This window comes from Ectopseudomonas alcaliphila (assembly GCF_900101755.1).
Taxonomy (GTDB): domain Bacteria; phylum Pseudomonadota; class Gammaproteobacteria; order Pseudomonadales; family Pseudomonadaceae; genus Aquipseudomonas; species Aquipseudomonas alcaliphila.
This window is the reverse complement of the sequence record NZ_FNAE01000007.1, coordinates 1-15,705: the sequence shown is the minus strand read 5'-3', so window position 1 is coordinate 15,705 and position 15,705 is coordinate 1. Positions and strand designations below refer to the sequence as shown.

Here is a 15,705-nt window from a genome sequence, read left to right as displayed (position 1 = left end):
GCCAGCCAATAAGCCGATGCAGCTCGGGCCAGTTCACTGGCCCGGTTGCGTTAGTGGCCCGCTGCTCGCTAGCATCGGGCTTTCCTTGATGCAGTCCGCCGATGTCCTCACGCTCAAGCGCAAGCCTTCCGCTCAACCAGCACCCCCTGGATACTCGCTATGAGGTCGAAACGCCGGAAGGTATCGATCTGCATCTGCGGCCAGCCGGGCTGGTACCACGCGCCCTGGCGTTCGCCATCGACCTGGCCATTCGCGGCCTGATCCTGATGGTAACGTTCATCGTTCTCGGCCTGCTCGGTCAGTTCGGCATGGGCCTGGGCACCATCCTGCTGTTTCTCGTGACCTGGTGGTACATGGTGCTGTTCGAAGTCCTCAACCAGGGTCGCTCCCCCGGCAAGCAGATGCTCGGCCTGCGCGTGGTGCACGATGACGGTACGCCGATCGGCTGGGCCGCTTCGCTGACCCGCAACCTGTTGCGCTTCGTCGATATCCTGCCGTTCGGCTACACCCTGGGCATCATCAGTTGCCTGAACCATCCGGCGTTCAAGCGCCTCGGCGATATCGCCGCCGGCACGCTGGTGGTCTATCGCGATGCGCCTTTGAGCAAACCACTGCTCGCCGACGCCGAACCGTTGCCAGCGCCCTTCCCGCTCAGCCTTGACGAGCAACGTGCCATCCTCGGTTTTGCCGAACGTGGCGGCCAGCTGTCTGCCGCCCGCAGAGCGGAGCTGGCGGCGTTGCTGGCCGAGCCACTGCAAGTGCCTGTCGAGCAGGCGGAACCGCGTCTCAACGGCATCGCTCGCGGCCTGCTGGGGAGCGCACCTTGAAACAGAGCCTGTTCGAAAGTCGCCATCAGCCGGACTGGGACGCCTTCAACAACCAACTCGAAGCCCTCGAGCGCGGCAAGCCCGAAGCGCAGACCTGCCAGGGCTTTGCCGCCAGCTACCGGCAGCTTTGCCAGCATCTGGCGCTGGCTCAGGCGCGCGGCTACAGCAGCCACCTCATTGACCAGCTGCAACAGCTGGCCATGCGCGGCCACCAGCAGTTCTACCGCCATCGCAGCCACCTTGGCGCGCAGATGATCCGCTTTCTGTTCGGCGGTTTCCCACACCTGGTGCGCAGCGAGTGGCGCAGCGTATGCGTGGCCAGCCTGCTGTTCTTCGGCAGCCTGGCATTGATGGGGCTGCTGACCTACCTCTATCCCGAGCTGATTTTCAGCCTGGTCAGCCCCGATCAGGTCAGCGAAATGGAAGGCATGTACGATCCCGACGCGCGCCGTCTCGGCCGCTTCAGCGAACGCGGCTCCGGTGAAGATTGGGTGATGTTCGGCTTCTACATCATGAACAACATCGGCATCGCCTTTCAGACCTTCGCCAGCGGCCTGCTGCTCGGTCTCGGCAGCCTGTTCTTCCTGCTGTTCAACGGTCTGATGATCGGCGCAGTGGCGGGTCACCTGACGCGCATCGGCTATGGTGAGCCCTTCTGGTCCTTCGTCATCGGTCATGGTGCCTTCGAGCTGACGGCCATCGCCCTGGCCGGCGCGGCTGGTTTCAAGCTCGGCTGGGCACTGCTCGCACCCGGCCGCCTGCCCCGTGGCGAGGCCTTGCGTCTGGCTGCCGGCAAGGCGATACAGCTGGTGGCCGGGGTGATCCTGTTCCTCCTGTTGGCCGCCTTCATCGAGGCGTTCTGGTCCTCCACCACCTTCGCCAGCCCGAACATCAAATACGCCGTCGGTACCGGGCTTTGGGCGCTGGTACTGAGTTATCTGCTGCTGGCCGGTCGGAGGCAGCATGCGCCTGACTGAAGCCAGCGTCGCCATTCGCCCCCGCAGCGCCTGGGAAGCCATCGACCTCGGCGTGCTGCTCGCCCGTCGTCATGCCGGCCTGCTGATGGCCAGCTGGGCACTGGTCACGCTGCCGCTGTTCGCCCTGCTCTGCGCCTTGCTCTGGCAGTATCCGGGCTGGGCCATCTTCCTGTTCTGGTGGCTCAAACCGGCCTATGAACGGTTGCCGCTGTACATCCTGTCGCACGCATTGTTCGGCAACACACCCTCGCTGAAACAGGCCCTGCGCGCACTGCCGAGACTGCTGCGACCGCAATTGCTGGCCAGCCTGACCTGGCGCCGACTGAGCCCGACGCGCAGTTTCGATCTGCCGGTACTGCAACTCGAAGGCCTGACCGGACAGGCGCGTAGCCAGCGCCTGGTGGTACTCGGTCAGCGCGACAGCGCCGCCGCCACCTGGCTGACGCTCGTCGGTATGCATCTGGAAATCGCCCTGTGGATGGGCCTGGTCGCCCTGTTCTATCTGATGTTGCCGCAGCAGGTGGAACTGAACTGGACCTGGGAAAGCCTGATCGCCGCCAGCAGCGGCCAATGGATGTGGCTCGAGCATCTGTCCAACCTGCTTTATGTGTTGCTGCTGATCATCTGGGAGCCGGTCTATGTCGCCTGCGGTTTCACCCTCTACCTCAACCGCCGCACCGCCCTGGAAGCCTGGGATATCGAACTGACCTTTCGCCGCCTGCGCCAGCGCCTGAGCGGCAGCGCCTATGCCCTGCTGCTCGGTTGCGCCTTGCTGCTGACGCAGCTGCCGAACGATGCCTGGGCCGACACATCGCCAGCCGCCAGCGAGAAAGCCGAGCAGACCGACCCGCAAGGCCCCGACGCACCGCGCCTGCTCCAGCAGCCTCTGACCAGCCAGGCCGCGCGCACCAGCATCGAAGCCCTGCTCGACGAGCCGCCCTTCCAGCACCGCGAAACCGTTACACGCTGGCGCCTGGGCGAGGAAAAACCTGCCGAGGAGCCCAAACCGGAAGACGTCGAAGCCTTCCTCGAGATGCTCAAGAACCTGCTCAAGCTCGGCGAGTGGTGGAAGAGCCTGGATGTCGTCGCGCAGATATTCGAAGTGCTGCTGTGGGGGGCGCTGGCCGCGCTGCTGGCCTTCGTCCTGTGGCGCTACCGCGAGTGGCTGCAGGCCTTTGGCGAACGCATCGGCCTGCCAACGCGACGCCGGCAGGTCGCACCGCAACAGCTGTTCGGTCTGGAACTGGCACCGGAGACGCTGCCCGACGACGTCGCCAGCGAAGCCGAGCGACTCTGGGCCGAGCAACCGCGCGCCGCACTCGGTTTGCTCTACCGCGCATTGCTCAGCCGCCTTTTGCATGAACAGCGCCTGCCCCTGAAGCAATCGCACACCGAAGGCGAGGTGCTGCACCTGGTCGCCGGCCTCGGGCAGCAGAATCTGGAGGACTACAGTCGTCAACTCACGCTGCATTGGCAAGCATTGGCCTATGGTCATCGCCTGCCTGCCGAAGCGCTGCGTCAGGGCCTGTGCCAGGGCTGGCGCAGCCTGTTCGACCAGGAGCGTGTGGCATGAGTCGGCGCGCCGGTTTCATCCTCGCCATGGCCCTGTTGCTGGTGCTGGGGCTGCTCGCCAGTTATGTGCTGGGCAAACTCGAACCTTATGAAGACGTGATCGAGCACGGCCCTTCCCCCGAGGTTGCCAGCAGCCCCTACCTGGCCGCCGAGCACTTCCTGCGCAAGCAGGGCATCGCCGCCCGCCGCGCCGAAGGTCTGGAGGTGCTGGACGGCCTGCCCAGCGAGGGCCAGACCCTGATGCTGCTGGCCGACCGCAACAACATGACGCCGCGCCAGGTCGAACGCGTGCTGCAGTGGACGGCAAACGGCGGCCATCTGCTGTTCATCGCCGAACGCCTGTGGGACGAAGAGGAAGGCAAGAGCGGCGACCTGCTGCTCGATCTGCTCGGCGTCCAGCAGTACATGAGCGACGAACTGGATGACGACGAGAGCAGCGAGTCGGAGCAGGAGAACGAGGAGAGCGAGGCCTATCCGCAACTCACCAAGCTCTATCTGGAAAACGAGCAGGCGCCGGCCTACATCGCCTTCGACACCGATTTCCACCTGTACGATGCGCAGAATCGGGCGCACGTCTGGGCCAATAGCGAAGCCGCCACGCACTTGCTGCAGCTGTACCACGGCGATGGTCTGATCACCGTACTGAGCGATCCGTGGATCTGGCAGAACCGCACCATCGACAAATACGACCACGCCTGGCTGCTCTGGTATCTGAGCCAGGACAGTGCCGTGACCCTGCTCTACCACGCCGACAGCGACGGCCTGGCCCGCCTGCTGCTGCGCCATTTCCCGCTGGCCCTGCTGGTACTGGCCCTGCTGATCATCGCCACCCTGTGGCACGTCGGCATGCGCCACGGACCCATGCAGGCGCCAGCCAGCCGTGCCCGCCGCCAGCTCGAAGAACACCTGCGTGGCGGCGCCGACTTCCTGCTCCGTCGCAGCGGCCAGCACAGCCTGCTCAAAGGCCTGCAACAGGATATCAATCGCCGTGCGCGCCGCCGCCACCCCGGTTTCGAGAAGCTCGCCGTCGCCGAGCAGTGGCAGGTCCTTGGTCGCATGACCCGCCTGCCCGCCAAGGACATCAGCCAGGCCATGCGCCCATTGCCGCCGCAGCGCCTATCCGCCAGTGACTTCACCCGCCAGGTCGCCCACCTGCAAACCCTCAGGAATGCCCTATGAGCGAGATCCCCGAGAACGACAACCTGCCGGTGCAGGAAACCCCGGCCGCCGCGCCGAGCAACCCGCAAGCGCAGCAGCGCCAGCGTGCCAGCCAGTTGGCCCAGGCTCTGCGCGCCGAGCTGCGCAAGGCCGTGATCGGCCAGAGCGCGGTGATCGACGACGTGCTCACCGCACTGATCGCCGGTGGCCACGTGCTGGTCGAGGGTGTACCGGGACTCGGCAAGACGCTGCTGGTACGCGCCCTGGCGCGTTGCTTCGGCGGCGAGTTCGCACGTATCCAGTTCACTCCGGACCTGATGCCCAGCGATGTCACCGGCCATGCCGTGTACGACATGCAGAGCGAGCAGTTCAAACTGCGCAAGGGCCCGGTGTTCACCAACCTGCTGCTGGCCGACGAAATCAACCGCGCGCCGGCCAAGACCCAGGCCGCGCTGCTGGAAGTGATGCAGGAACGCCAGGTGACCCTGGAAGGCCGCGCCCTGCCGGTGCAGCTGCCGTTCATGGTGCTGGCGACCATGAACCCGATCGAGCAGGAAGGCACCTACCCGCTGCCGGAAGCCGAGCTGGACCGCTTCATGCTCAAGCTGCGCATGGATTATCCGCAGCAGGACGAAGAGCTGAACATGGTGCGCCAGGTGACCCGCTCGGCCAAGGCCGACATGCTCGAAGTCAGCCCGCTGCGCACCCTGCTGCAGGCCAGGGACGTGCTGGCGCTGCAGAAGATCGCCAGCGATCTGCCGCTGGATGACCAGGTGCTCGATTACGCCGTACGCCTGGCCCGCGCCACGCGCAGTTGGCCGGGGCTGGCCATGGGCGCCGGACCACGCGCGTCGATCGCCCTGGTGCGCGGTGCCCGTGCTCGCGCGCTGCTGCGCGGCGGCGACTTCGTCCTGCCGGATGACATCAAGAGCTGCGCCCTGGCGGTGCTGCGCCATCGCGTACGCCTGGCGCCGGAGCTGGATATCGAAGGCCTGTCGGTGGATCAGGTTCTGCAGCAGTTGCTCGATCAGGTGCCGGCTCCGCGTCTATGAAACCTTCGCGCCTGCTCATCGGGCTGCTCGGCGGCCTGTTCGCCGCCGCCGTGTTGCTCGGCGCCCTGCCCCTGCTCGGCATTCGCCTGGCAGACAGCCTGATGCCGCTGGCCTGGGGACTGTTGCTGGCGTTGGCACTGGTCGCCGTCGTCGATGCCCTGTGGCTGCGGCGCCAGCCCTCGCCGCGCCTGGAGCGCGTGTTGCCGGGCAATCTGCCGCTCGGGCGCTGGAGCGAGGTGCAACTGATCACCCATCACGATTTCGCCCATACCCAGGAAATCGAGGTCTTCGATCATGTGCCCGAAGGCATGGCCTTCGACTTCCTGCCGCAGCGCATCACCCTGCACCCAGGCCAGCAAACCCAGGTCAGCTATCGCCTTAAACCGCTTATCCGTGGACATTTCCACTTCGCCCTGTGCGAACTGAAACTGCCCAGCCCGTTACGCCTGTGGCAGGCCAAGCGTCTGCTGCCGCTGGCTGGCGAAAGCCGTGTCTACCCGGACTTCGCTCGCCTCTATGGCGCGCAGCTCAAGGCGGTGGACGACTGGCTCAGTCAACTGGGGGTACGCCAGCGTCCGCGGCGCGGCCTGGGTCTGGAGTTTCACCAGTTACGCGAGTTTCGTGACGGCGACACCCTGCGCCAGATCGACTGGAAGGCCACCGCGCGCAAGCGCACCCCCATCGCGCGCGAGTATCAGGACGAGCGTGACCAACAGATCGTCTTCCTGCTCGACTGCGGCCGGCGCATGCGCAGCCAGGACGACGAGCTGTCGCACTTCGACCACGCCCTCAACGCCTGCCTGCTGCTCAGCTACGTGGCGCTGCGCCAGGGCGATGCGGTGGGTCTGGCGACCTTCGCCGGCAACCAGTCGCGTTACCTGGCACCGGTCAAAGGCCCCGCTCAGCTGAACGTGCTGCTCAACGCCGTTTACGACCTCGATACCAGCCAGCAACCTGCCGACTTCAGCGCCGCCGCCGATCTGCTGCTGACACGTCAGCGGCGTCGCTCGCTGGTGGTGCTGGTGACCAACCTGCGCGACGAAGACGATCAGGACCTGCTCGCCGCCGTGCGCCGTCTTTCGCGCCAGCATCGTGTGCTGATCGCCAGCCTGCGTGAGGAAGCGCTGGACCGCCTGCGCCAGACACCCGTTGAGCAATTCGACCAGGCCCTGGCCTACTGCGGCACGCTGGACTACCTCAATGCCCGCGCCGACCTGCACGAACGCCTGGCCGCTCACGAAGTGCCGGTGCTCGATGCCCGCCCGGGCGAACTGGGCCCGGAACTGGTGAGCAGTTATCTGGCCTGGAAGAAAGCCGGCGCACTTTAGAGGCAACTGCTGGCGCCTGCGGCTGTCGAACCCAATGCTGCAAAGGCCCTGGCACCGGCTTTCCCACACAGATGTTGCGTGGTTATGGCCGTGGTCGGGTGCTATGATCCCGAGTCTGCGGCGCAAAGAGTACAAACTCGACGCCGCCTATAGGCCGCCCGTGATCGGCCTTGCGCATACCGCACACGACCTGAGTAGGAGATAGACCATGGCTTTTGAATTGCCGCCGCTGCCTTACGAAAAGAATGCCCTCGAGCCGCACATTTCCGCCGAGACCCTCGAATTCCACCACGACAAGCACCACAACACCTACGTCGTGAACCTGAACAACCTGGTGCCGGGCACCGAGTTCGAAGGCAAGAGCCTGGAAGAAATCGTCAAGACTTCCTCGGGCGGCATCTTCAACAACGCCGCTCAGGTGTGGAACCACACCTTCTACTGGAACTGCCTGTCGCCGAACGGCGGTGGCCAGCCCACTGGCGCTCTGGCTGACGCCATCAACGCGGCCTTCGGTTCCTTCGACAAGTTCAAGGAAGAGTTCAGCAAGGTTTCCATCGGTACCTTCGGTTCCGGCTGGGGCTGGCTGGTGAAGAAAGCTGACGGCTCCCTGGCTCTGGCCAGCACCATCGGCGCCGGCTGCCCGCTGACTTCCGGCGACACCCCGCTGCTGACCTGCGACGTCTGGGAACACGCCTACTACATCGACTACCGCAACCTGCGTCCGAAGTACGTCGAGGCGTTCTGGAACCTGGTGAACTGGGACTTCGTCGCCCAGAACTACGCGGCCTGAATTACAGCCCCGTAATACGAAAACCCGGCCTTCATGGCCGGGTTTTTCGTTTCTGACGCGGGCATTCAGCAGGCCGTCGAAAAACGCAGGCGACGCCTGCATGGATGCAGGAGGCCAAAGCCGAGGTAGTTTTTCAACAGCCAGCTAGAGCAGCCGGCGCGGTGAAAACTCCACCCCCTGTTGCTCAACTCGGCTGACCGCCTGGCTCAGCACGCGGTCGGCACGTACCGGCCCGAGAAACTCGCAGAGCCCGATATAGAGCAGGTTCAGCAGCTTGCGCAGTTGCTCCAGTCCTAGGCTGGCGATACCGTCGCTCCCGCCCTGCTCGAGCCAGATGCGCAAGCGCGTCGACAGTTCCGAACTCACGCCCATACCGGACAGGTTGCCGGCGGCAAAACGCCTCAGCGCCGCCTGCTGAGCGCCATCTAGTTGCTCCAGCAAAGCCTGGTTCAGGACCAGGAAGGTCGTTTGCGCGGCACTATCCGGGGTCGCCACTTGCCTTACGGCCTCATTGCGTCCCTGGCGCCAAGCAGCCAGTTGCGCCTCCGGGTCAGGCAACAGCTGCGAGGGCGGCCCCGTCAGGGCGCCGACCAGCTCGCGATACAGACGTGCGCGTTCGAGCTTGCGCTCGGTGCGCAGCACCACCTCGGCGAGAAATTCATTGAGAGCGAACGGCGGTTGCTCGGCGTATTTGTTCTCCCACAGCGCCAGCAATGGCCAGACCTCCTCGTCCGAGAAATGTCCGGCCAGGCCGGTGTAGATCGCGCGACGACGCAAGCTCAATCTCATTCTCAGCCCCTCCTCGACCATTGCTCGCTGTCGAAGGTCTGCGTCGAGTTGAACTCCGGATAACCGACCTCGGCATGTTCGGCGAAATCCAGCCCGCGCTGCTCATGCTGGGTCGAAACCCGCAGCCCGATGGTCTTGGCCAGCAGGAAGTAGAACACCAGGGCAACCGGAAAGGCCCAGAGAAAGGCCGCCGCAGCACCCAATGCCTGCACGGCGACACGCTCCCAGTTGAACAGGTCGCCCTGATAGAACAGCCCCGCCGCCAAGGTGCCCCAGATGCCGGCAAAACCATGTACTGGAATCGCACCGACCACATCGTCGAGTTGCAGGCGATCGAGCAGACGCATGCCGTACACCACGACGAAGCCGGCTACAAGACCGCTGAGCAGAGCGAAACCCGGCGCCATGCTGGCGCAACCGGCGGTAATGCCGACCAGCCCGCCAATCGAACCGTTCACCGTGGTGGTCAACAGCACCGGGCTGGCCGTGCTGCGTTGCGCCAACAGAGCGCCGAGCGCGCCAGCGACCGCCGCCAGATGAGTATTCAAGGCAATCAGCCCGAGGCTGCTGCTGACCTGCAGATTGCTGCCGGCGTTGAAGCCGAACCAGCCCACCCAGAGAATGAAACCGCCCAATGCCACCAGGCCGAGGTTGTGCCCCGGAATCAGGCGCGCCTTGCCATCAGGGGCGAAGCGACCGAGGCGTGGGCCGAGCACCAGAATCCCCGCCAACGCACACCAAGCACCGATGCTGTGCACCACGGTCGAGCCGGCGAAATCGATGAATCCGAGTTTGGCCAACCAGCCCTGGCCGCCATACAGACCGCCCCACACCCAGCTGCCGAATATCGGATAGATCACACCGCTGATCAGCACCGCGCCAATCAGGTAGGCGCCATACCGCGTGCGTTCGGCCATGGCGCCACTGGCGATGGTCGCTGCGGTGGCGGCGAACATCATCTGGAACAGCAGGAAGGTGTAATCCCAGGGCTCGCCGTCGTTCAGCGCGAAGTGACTCATGCCGAACCAGCCAGTGACGTTGGCGCCGAACATCAGGCCAAAGCCGATCAGCCAGAACACGATGCCGCCAACGCAGCAATCCATGTAGTTCTTCATCATCACGTTGACGGCGTTCTTGGCCCGCGACATGCCGCTCTCCAACAGAGCGAAACCCGCCTGCATGAAGAACACCAGCACGCTGGCCAACACCAGCCAGGCCGTATTGGCGGCCTCCTCGCTGGCGGCATGGGCCTGTGGGGCAAAGCTGACAGCGACGAGCAACAGCATGAGCGTTTTCATCACGAGTCCCCTCCTGGTCGATGCCCGGCCTTCGCAACTCTTGTGCCAGCCGTGAAACGGACAGCAGATGGCGCGTCACAAGGCGCAACGACGATGAACGGTCAATATGACCAAAGGCGCTCAAGTACGGCGCAATCGCACCGACACAGAGCAGCGAGTCGGCTTCGAAGCGGCGATTCGCACCAGGAGCGTTCCTTGTGGGATAAATAGTGCCACCAGGCATGATGGCCCTTTGACGGCCAGGGCTAGATTGCCAATACTCTCGTCTGACTGACGCTGCATGCATCGACATAAGGAATTGCCTTTGAAGCTGGAATTGAAAAACAGCTTGTCACTCAAGTTGCTCCGCGTGGTGCTGCTGTCAGCACTCGTAGTAGGGGTGGTATTGAGTTGTGCGCAGATCGTCTTCGACGCCTACAAGACACGTCAGGCGGTAGCCAACGATGCCCATCGCATCCTCGGTATGTTCCGTGACCCGTCGACTCAGGCGGTATACAGCCTGGACCGCGAGATGGGCATGCAGGTGATCGAGGGCCTGTTCCAGCACGAGTCGGTGCGCTACGCCTCCATCGGTCACCCCAACGAACCCATGCTGGCCGAGCGAACACGCGATCTGGCGCAGATGCCCACTCGCTGGCTGACCGACCCGATCCTCGGTCAGGAGCAGCTGTTCGCCACCAAACTGGTCGGCCGCGGCCCTTACAGCGAGTATTACGGCGACCTCAACATCACCCTCGATACGGCACCTTACGGCGAGAGTTTCGTCACCAACTCGGTGATCATCTTCATCTCAGGTGTGCTGCGCGCCATGGCCATGGGTCTGGTGCTCTATCTGGTCTATCACTGGCTGCTGACCAAACCGCTGTCGAAGATCATCGAACACCTCACCAACATCAATCCCGACCGCCCCAGCGAACACAAGCTGCCCATGCTCAAGGGCAACGAGAAGAACGAGCTGGGCCTGTGGATCAACACCGCCAACCAGTTGCTGGCCTCCATCGAGCGCAACACCCACCTACGCCGTGAAGCCGAAAACAGCCTGCTGCGCATGGCTCAGTACGACTTCCTCACCGGCCTACCCAACCGCCAGCAACTGCAACAGCAACTCGATCAGATTCTCGAAGATGCCGGCCGCCTGCAGCGCCGCGTCGCCGTACTCTGCGTCGGCCTGGATGACTTCAAGGGCATCAACGAACAATTCAGTTACCAGAGCGGCGACCAGTTGCTGCTCGCGCTGTCCGACCGCCTGCGCAGCCATAGCGGCCGTCTCGGCGCTCTGGCCCGTCTGGGCGGCGACCAGTTTGCCCTGGTTCAAGCCGACATCGAACAACCTTACGAAGCCGCCGAACTGGCGCAGAGCGTGCTCGACGATCTGGAGCAGCCGTTCCTGCTCGATCAGCATGAAGTGCGCCTGCGTGCCACCATCGGCATCACCCTGTTCCCGGAAGACGGCGACAGCACCGAGAAGCTGCTGCAGAAAGCCGAGCAGACCATGACCCTGGCCAAGAGTCGTTCGCGCAATCGCTACCAGTTCTACATCGCCAGCGTCGACAGCGAGATGCGTCGCCGTCGTGAGCTGGAAAAGGATCTGCGCGATGCCCTGGCACAGAACCAGTTGCATCTGGTCTACCAGCCACAGATAGACTATCGCGACCATCAGGTGGTCGGCGTCGAGGCACTGCTGCGCTGGCAGCATCCGCAACATGGCTTGGTAGCACCGGACCTGTTCATCCCGCTGGCCGAGCAGAACGGCACCATCATTGCCATCGGTGAATGGATTCTCGACCAGACCTGCCGCCAACTGCGTGAATGGCACGATCAGGGCTTCAGCGAGCTGCGCATGGCCATCAACCTGTCCACCGTGCAGCTGCACCACGCCGAGCTGCCGCGCGTGGTCAACAACCTGATGCAGGTCTACCGCCTGCCGCCCAAAAGCCTGGAGCTGGAAGTCACCGAAACCGGCCTGATGGAAGACATCAGCACCGCCGCCCAGCACCTGCTCAGCCTGCGCCGCTCCGGCGCGCTGATCGCCATCGACGACTTCGGTACCGGCTATTCGTCACTGAGCTATCTGAAGAGCCTGCCACTGGACAAGATCAAAATCGACAAGAGCTTCGTGCAGGACCTGCTCGAAGACGAAGACGACGCCACCATCGTTCGCGCCATCATCCAGCTGGGCAAGAGCCTGGGCATGCAGGTCATCGCCGAAGGCGTGGAAACCATCGAACAGGAGGCCTACATCATTGCCCAGGGCTGCCATGAGGGTCAGGGCTACCTGTACAGCAAGCCGCTGCCAGCACGCGAGCTGACCCTGTTCCTCAAGCAGTCGCGACGACTGAGCTCAGCCGCGACACTCTGAGCGTCACCCCCAAAAAAAACGCCGCGATTCGACGCGGCGTTTTTGTTCGAGCGCAGAACACCCGCTCACCAGTTCTGCACCCCCAACAGCCAGGCGGTGGCCAGCGCACCAACCACGCACAGCACAGCGCCACCAGCGGCCTGCCAGTAGAAGTTGCGGGCCAATTCGTCCTCTCCGCTGTTGGAGAGAATGAACGGCTGCCGCTCACTGGGCTTGGCCATCTGATGCCGCGCCGGTTCGGACGCCGTTTGCCGGTGCCGATCTTCGGCTTCCAGTTGCGCCGCGAGACGCACGCGATTCCATTCCTGCTCGTCGAGCTCCCCGTTGCCGTCACTGTCGAAACGCCGCAGCAGGCCAACGTAATCGCCCTTCCATTCACGGATCACTTCGCCCTGAGCGGCGTGCCTGTCGAACCCCTGCTGCGCGGCGCCGCGGGTACGGAAATCACCGATGGCGTACAACGGCTGGCCGACATGAAAGCGTTCCTCGCTGTAGCGATAGCGCTGGCCGCTGGTGAGAAAGCCGAACAATCCGCTCTTGGCCGGACCCAGCGGGTGTCGCAAGTTACCCTCCCAAACCTCACGCACCGCGGTATGGATCTCGGCGCCACGCGGGTCGATCAGGCATTCGCCGGTGCCATCGACCAGGCGCAACCAGGCGTCACTGGCGCCACTCTCGATCACCCGCCAGCTGCGCTTCTTGCCGCTGGAACGATATTCCTCGATACGAAAGCGCCACCACAGGCAGGGCTTGCCAGTCAGCGGCCCGCGCAACTGCAGGTCCGGCAACGCTTCGAGCACACCGTAGAGTTCGACATACCCCTGCGCCGCCGAGCGGATCTTCGAGGTGGGCGTGTCGAGCAGATGACGCGCCTGCGACCAACGTCGCAGGCACCACCAGGCGCCGCCCAGGCATGCGCCGAGGGTGAACGTGAGCGTAAAGAAGAAGCCGAAGGGGTCGACCTGCATCATCGGCAGGTTCTCAGTTGAACAGTGATTTCATGTCTACGTCGGCTTTCTCCGCCTCGCTGAACACCAGCAGCTCGGCAGCCTGGAAGTTGAACATGCGCGCGATGATCACGTCGGGGAACTGCTCGATGCGCACGTTGTTGAGGTTGACCGCTTCGTTGTACAGCTCGCGGCGGTCGGCGATGCCGTTTTCCAGGCCACTGATGCGCTGCTGCAGGTGCTGGAAGCTGTCGTTGGCCTTCAGCTCAGGGTAGTTCTCCGCCAGGGCAAAGAGCTGACCGAGGCCTGCGCGCAGACCACTCTCGGCTTTGCCCAGGGCGCCGACATCATGTTGCTCACGAGCACTGGCAACGGCGCTGCGCGCTGCAATCACTCGCTCCAGCGTCGAGCCTTCGTACTGCATGTACTGCTTGCAGGTTTCCACCAGCTTGGGCAGTTCGTCGTGCCGTTGCTTGAGCAGCACGTCGATGTTCGACCAAGCCTTGCTCACGCCATGCTTGAGGCGTACCAGGCCGTTGTACAACGACACCGCATAGGCGCAGAGCAGGACGAGGACAACGATGATGATCACGGCGGTCAGGCTCATGCAGTTTTCTCCATGCAGAACTGCGAATCGGGTGCTGGCATTCTAACGGCATCGAGGTGGCTCGGCAGCGATATCCCGCACAGTGCCGAATAATGGCCTTTACACATAATGCGAAACATTTGCATTATGTCGCAGTTTTTCAGGTACCTCTGAGTACCGTCCCCATTTCGTACATGCAAAGGACCCCGCCATGATTCGTATGCCTCTGGCCTCCGCCAGCCTGCTGGCCATCGCCATTTCCCTCGCTGGCTGTGGCGAAGACAAAGCCCCCGCTACCCAGGCAGCAGCGCCTGCTGCCGCTACCGAGAGCGCAGCCCCAGCTACTGCGGCGAAAATCGACGAGGCTGCGGCAAAGGCGGTGGTCAACCATTACGCCGACCTGGCACTGGCCGTATTCAGCGATGCCGCCAGCACCGGCAAGGCCCTGCAGACCGCAATCGATGCGCTGCTCGCCGATCCCAGCGAAGCGACCCTGAACGCTGCCCGCGAAGCCTGGCTGGCCGCGCGCGTGCCCTACATGCAGACCGAAGTGTTCCGCTTCGGTAACCCGGTGGTCGACGAGTGGGAAGGTCAGCTCAACGCCTGGCCGCTGGACGAAGGCCTGATCGACTACGTCGCCGAGGACTACCAGCACGCACTGGGCAACCCGGGCGCGCAGGCCAACATCATCGCCAACACCGAGATCCAGGTCGGTGAAGACAAGATCGACGTCAGCGAAATCACCGGCGAGCTGCTGGCCAGCCTGAACGAGCTGGGCGGCTCCGAGGCCAACGTCGCCACTGGCTACCACGCCATCGAATTCCTGCTCTGGGGCCAGGACCTCAACGGCACCGAGCCGGGCGCCGGCGAGCGTCCCTACACCGACTACGTGGTGGGCGAAGGCGCCACCGGCGGCCACAACGAGCGTCGCCGCGCCTTCCTCAAGGCGGCCACCGACCTGCTGGTCAGCGACCTGGATGACATGGTCGAACAGTGGAAGGACGGCGTGCAAGACAACTACCGCAGCGAGCTGGTTGCCGAGTCGGCCGAGAACGGTCTGCGCAAGATGCTGTTCGGCATGGGCAGCCTGTCGCTCGGCGAACTGGCTGGCGAGCGCATGAAGGTCGCGCTGGAAGCCAACTCCACCGAAGATGAGCACGACTGCTTCAGCGACAACACCCACAACTCGCACTTCTACAACGGCAAAGGCATTCGCAACGTCTACCTGGGCGAGTACAAGAAGGTCGACGGCAGCACCCTGACCGGCCCGAGCCTGTCCGAGCTGGTGGCCAAGGCCGACGCCCAGGCCGATGCCACGCTCAAGGCCGACCTGCAGGAAACCGAAGCCAAGCTGCAGGCACTGGTCGACAGCGCCGAGAAGAACAACGTGCACTTCGACCAGCTGATCGCGGAAGGCAACGCCGAAGGCCAGCAACTGGTACGTGACGCCATCGCCGCACTGGTCAAGCAGACCGGCGCCATCGAGCAGGCTGCCGGCAAGCTGGGCATCAGCGATCTGAACCCGGACACCGCCGATCACGAATTCTGATCGACGTAGTGGGCTGAAGAAGCCGGCGCCTCCGTAAGGAGCGCCGGTTTTTTTATGGTTCTTCGCATATTTTTGGGGGAAAGTGCGGGTTGACACCGGACTGGCAAGTTTGTGTGCGCATCGCTTGCTGACTTAGCACTATCCATTACCGCGTGTACTGAGCGTTTGGGTTGCGCCCCTTACGGGCGCCACACCTTTCTTGCTTGCCCAAGAAAGGTGTGCCAAAGAAGGGCACCCCGACATCCGGGTTTCGCTACGCGAAACTTCCCTCGCTCCGGTGCTGCTCCGGGGCCGGCTTACAAGGGCCATCCCTGGCCCTTTAAGCGGGGCCGCCGTCGGTATCTCGCCGCATCCATGCGGCTCGCTCCCCTACGCAACACCTCCACTCGGCCTCCTGAAGGGGACCAGGTCGCGAGCTTGCGTAATCTTTGCGGAATTGGAATTGGCGGCGTCTGGCCTTTGCCTTTGCTCCT

At 63.7% G+C, this 15,705-nt stretch carries 13 protein-coding genes; 9 read left to right on the top strand and 4 right to left on the bottom strand.

Annotation, left to right across the window (positions count from 1 at the left end; translation table 11 throughout):
- The first annotated feature begins 101 nt into the window (after positions 1-101).
- The 7 genes from BLR77_RS19135 (at position 102) to BLR77_RS19105 (ending at position 7,704) form a co-directional block, all read left to right on the top strand.
- Positions 102-827 (top strand): RDD family protein, encoded by a 726-nt coding sequence (locus BLR77_RS19135; RefSeq protein ID WP_074680783.1) that lies wholly within the window; start codon positions 102-104, stop codon positions 825-827.
- The gene (locus tag BLR77_RS19130) at positions 824-1,804 is read left to right on the top strand and encodes a stage II sporulation protein M (protein ID WP_074680781.1); all 981 of its coding nucleotides are present in this window, start codon (positions 824-826) and stop codon (positions 1,802-1,804) included. Before BLR77_RS19135 ends, BLR77_RS19130 begins: the two co-directional genes overlap by 4 nt.
- On the top strand, positions 1,791-3,377 hold the full coding sequence (locus BLR77_RS19125; protein ID WP_074680779.1) for a DUF4129 domain-containing protein: 1,587 nt from the start codon (positions 1,791-1,793) through the stop codon (positions 3,375-3,377). Before BLR77_RS19130 ends, BLR77_RS19125 begins: the two co-directional genes overlap by 14 nt.
- On the top strand, positions 3,374-4,555 hold the full coding sequence (locus BLR77_RS19120; RefSeq protein WP_074680777.1) for a DUF4350 domain-containing protein: 1,182 nt from the start codon (positions 3,374-3,376) through the stop codon (positions 4,553-4,555). The genes BLR77_RS19125 and BLR77_RS19120 overlap by 4 nt, the downstream gene beginning before the upstream one ends.
- Complete coding sequence (locus tag BLR77_RS19115; protein ID WP_074680775.1) at positions 4,552-5,586, top strand: AAA family ATPase; 1,035 nt, start codon at positions 4,552-4,554, stop codon at positions 5,584-5,586. The genes BLR77_RS19120 and BLR77_RS19115 overlap by 4 nt, the downstream gene beginning before the upstream one ends.
- Positions 5,583-6,914: a DUF58 domain-containing protein gene (locus BLR77_RS19110; protein ID WP_074680773.1), complete on the top strand. Its 1,332-nt coding sequence runs from the start codon at positions 5,583-5,585 to the stop codon at positions 6,912-6,914. Before BLR77_RS19115 ends, BLR77_RS19110 begins: the two co-directional genes overlap by 4 nt.
- 208 nt (positions 6,915-7,122) lie before the next feature.
- On the top strand, positions 7,123-7,704 hold the full coding sequence (locus tag BLR77_RS19105; protein WP_003462535.1) for a superoxide dismutase: 582 nt from the start codon (positions 7,123-7,125) through the stop codon (positions 7,702-7,704).
- Positions 7,705-7,848: 144 nt separating this feature from the next.
- On the opposite strand, the gene BLR77_RS19100 is transcribed toward BLR77_RS19105, so the two are convergent.
- Together BLR77_RS19100 and BLR77_RS19095 are read right to left on the bottom strand one after the other, a co-directional pair.
- Positions 7,849-8,493: a hypothetical protein gene (locus BLR77_RS19100; protein WP_074680772.1), complete on the bottom strand. Its 645-nt coding sequence runs from the start codon at positions 8,491-8,493 to the stop codon at positions 7,849-7,851.
- A gap of 2 nt (positions 8,494-8,495) precedes the next feature.
- Positions 8,496-9,791 (bottom strand): ammonium transporter, encoded by a 1,296-nt coding sequence (locus tag BLR77_RS19095; protein ID WP_074680770.1) that lies wholly within the window; start codon positions 9,789-9,791, stop codon positions 8,496-8,498.
- 304 nt (positions 9,792-10,095) lie between these two features.
- Between BLR77_RS19095 and BLR77_RS19090 the strand changes: the two genes are divergently transcribed.
- The gene (locus tag BLR77_RS19090; protein ID WP_074680768.1) at positions 10,096-12,150 is read left to right on the top strand and encodes a putative bifunctional diguanylate cyclase/phosphodiesterase; all 2,055 of its coding nucleotides are present in this window, start codon (positions 10,096-10,098) and stop codon (positions 12,148-12,150) included.
- Between the two features lie 65 nt (positions 12,151-12,215).
- Here the strand turns inward: BLR77_RS19090 and BLR77_RS19085 are convergent, their stop codons facing one another.
- Both BLR77_RS19085 and BLR77_RS19080 read right to left on the bottom strand, forming a co-directional pair.
- The gene (locus BLR77_RS19085) at positions 12,216-13,121 is read right to left on the bottom strand and encodes a GIDE domain-containing protein (RefSeq protein WP_074680766.1); all 906 of its coding nucleotides are present in this window, start codon (positions 13,119-13,121) and stop codon (positions 12,216-12,218) included.
- 10 nt (positions 13,122-13,131) lie between these two features.
- Positions 13,132-13,704: a LemA family protein gene (locus tag BLR77_RS19080; RefSeq protein WP_074680764.1), complete on the bottom strand. Its 573-nt coding sequence runs from the start codon at positions 13,702-13,704 to the stop codon at positions 13,132-13,134.
- Between the two features lie 190 nt (positions 13,705-13,894).
- Between BLR77_RS19080 and BLR77_RS19075 the strand changes: the two genes are divergently transcribed.
- On the top strand, positions 13,895-15,232 hold the full coding sequence (locus BLR77_RS19075; RefSeq protein WP_074680762.1) for an imelysin family protein: 1,338 nt from the start codon (positions 13,895-13,897) through the stop codon (positions 15,230-15,232).
- Positions 15,233-15,705 lie beyond the last annotated feature (473 nt).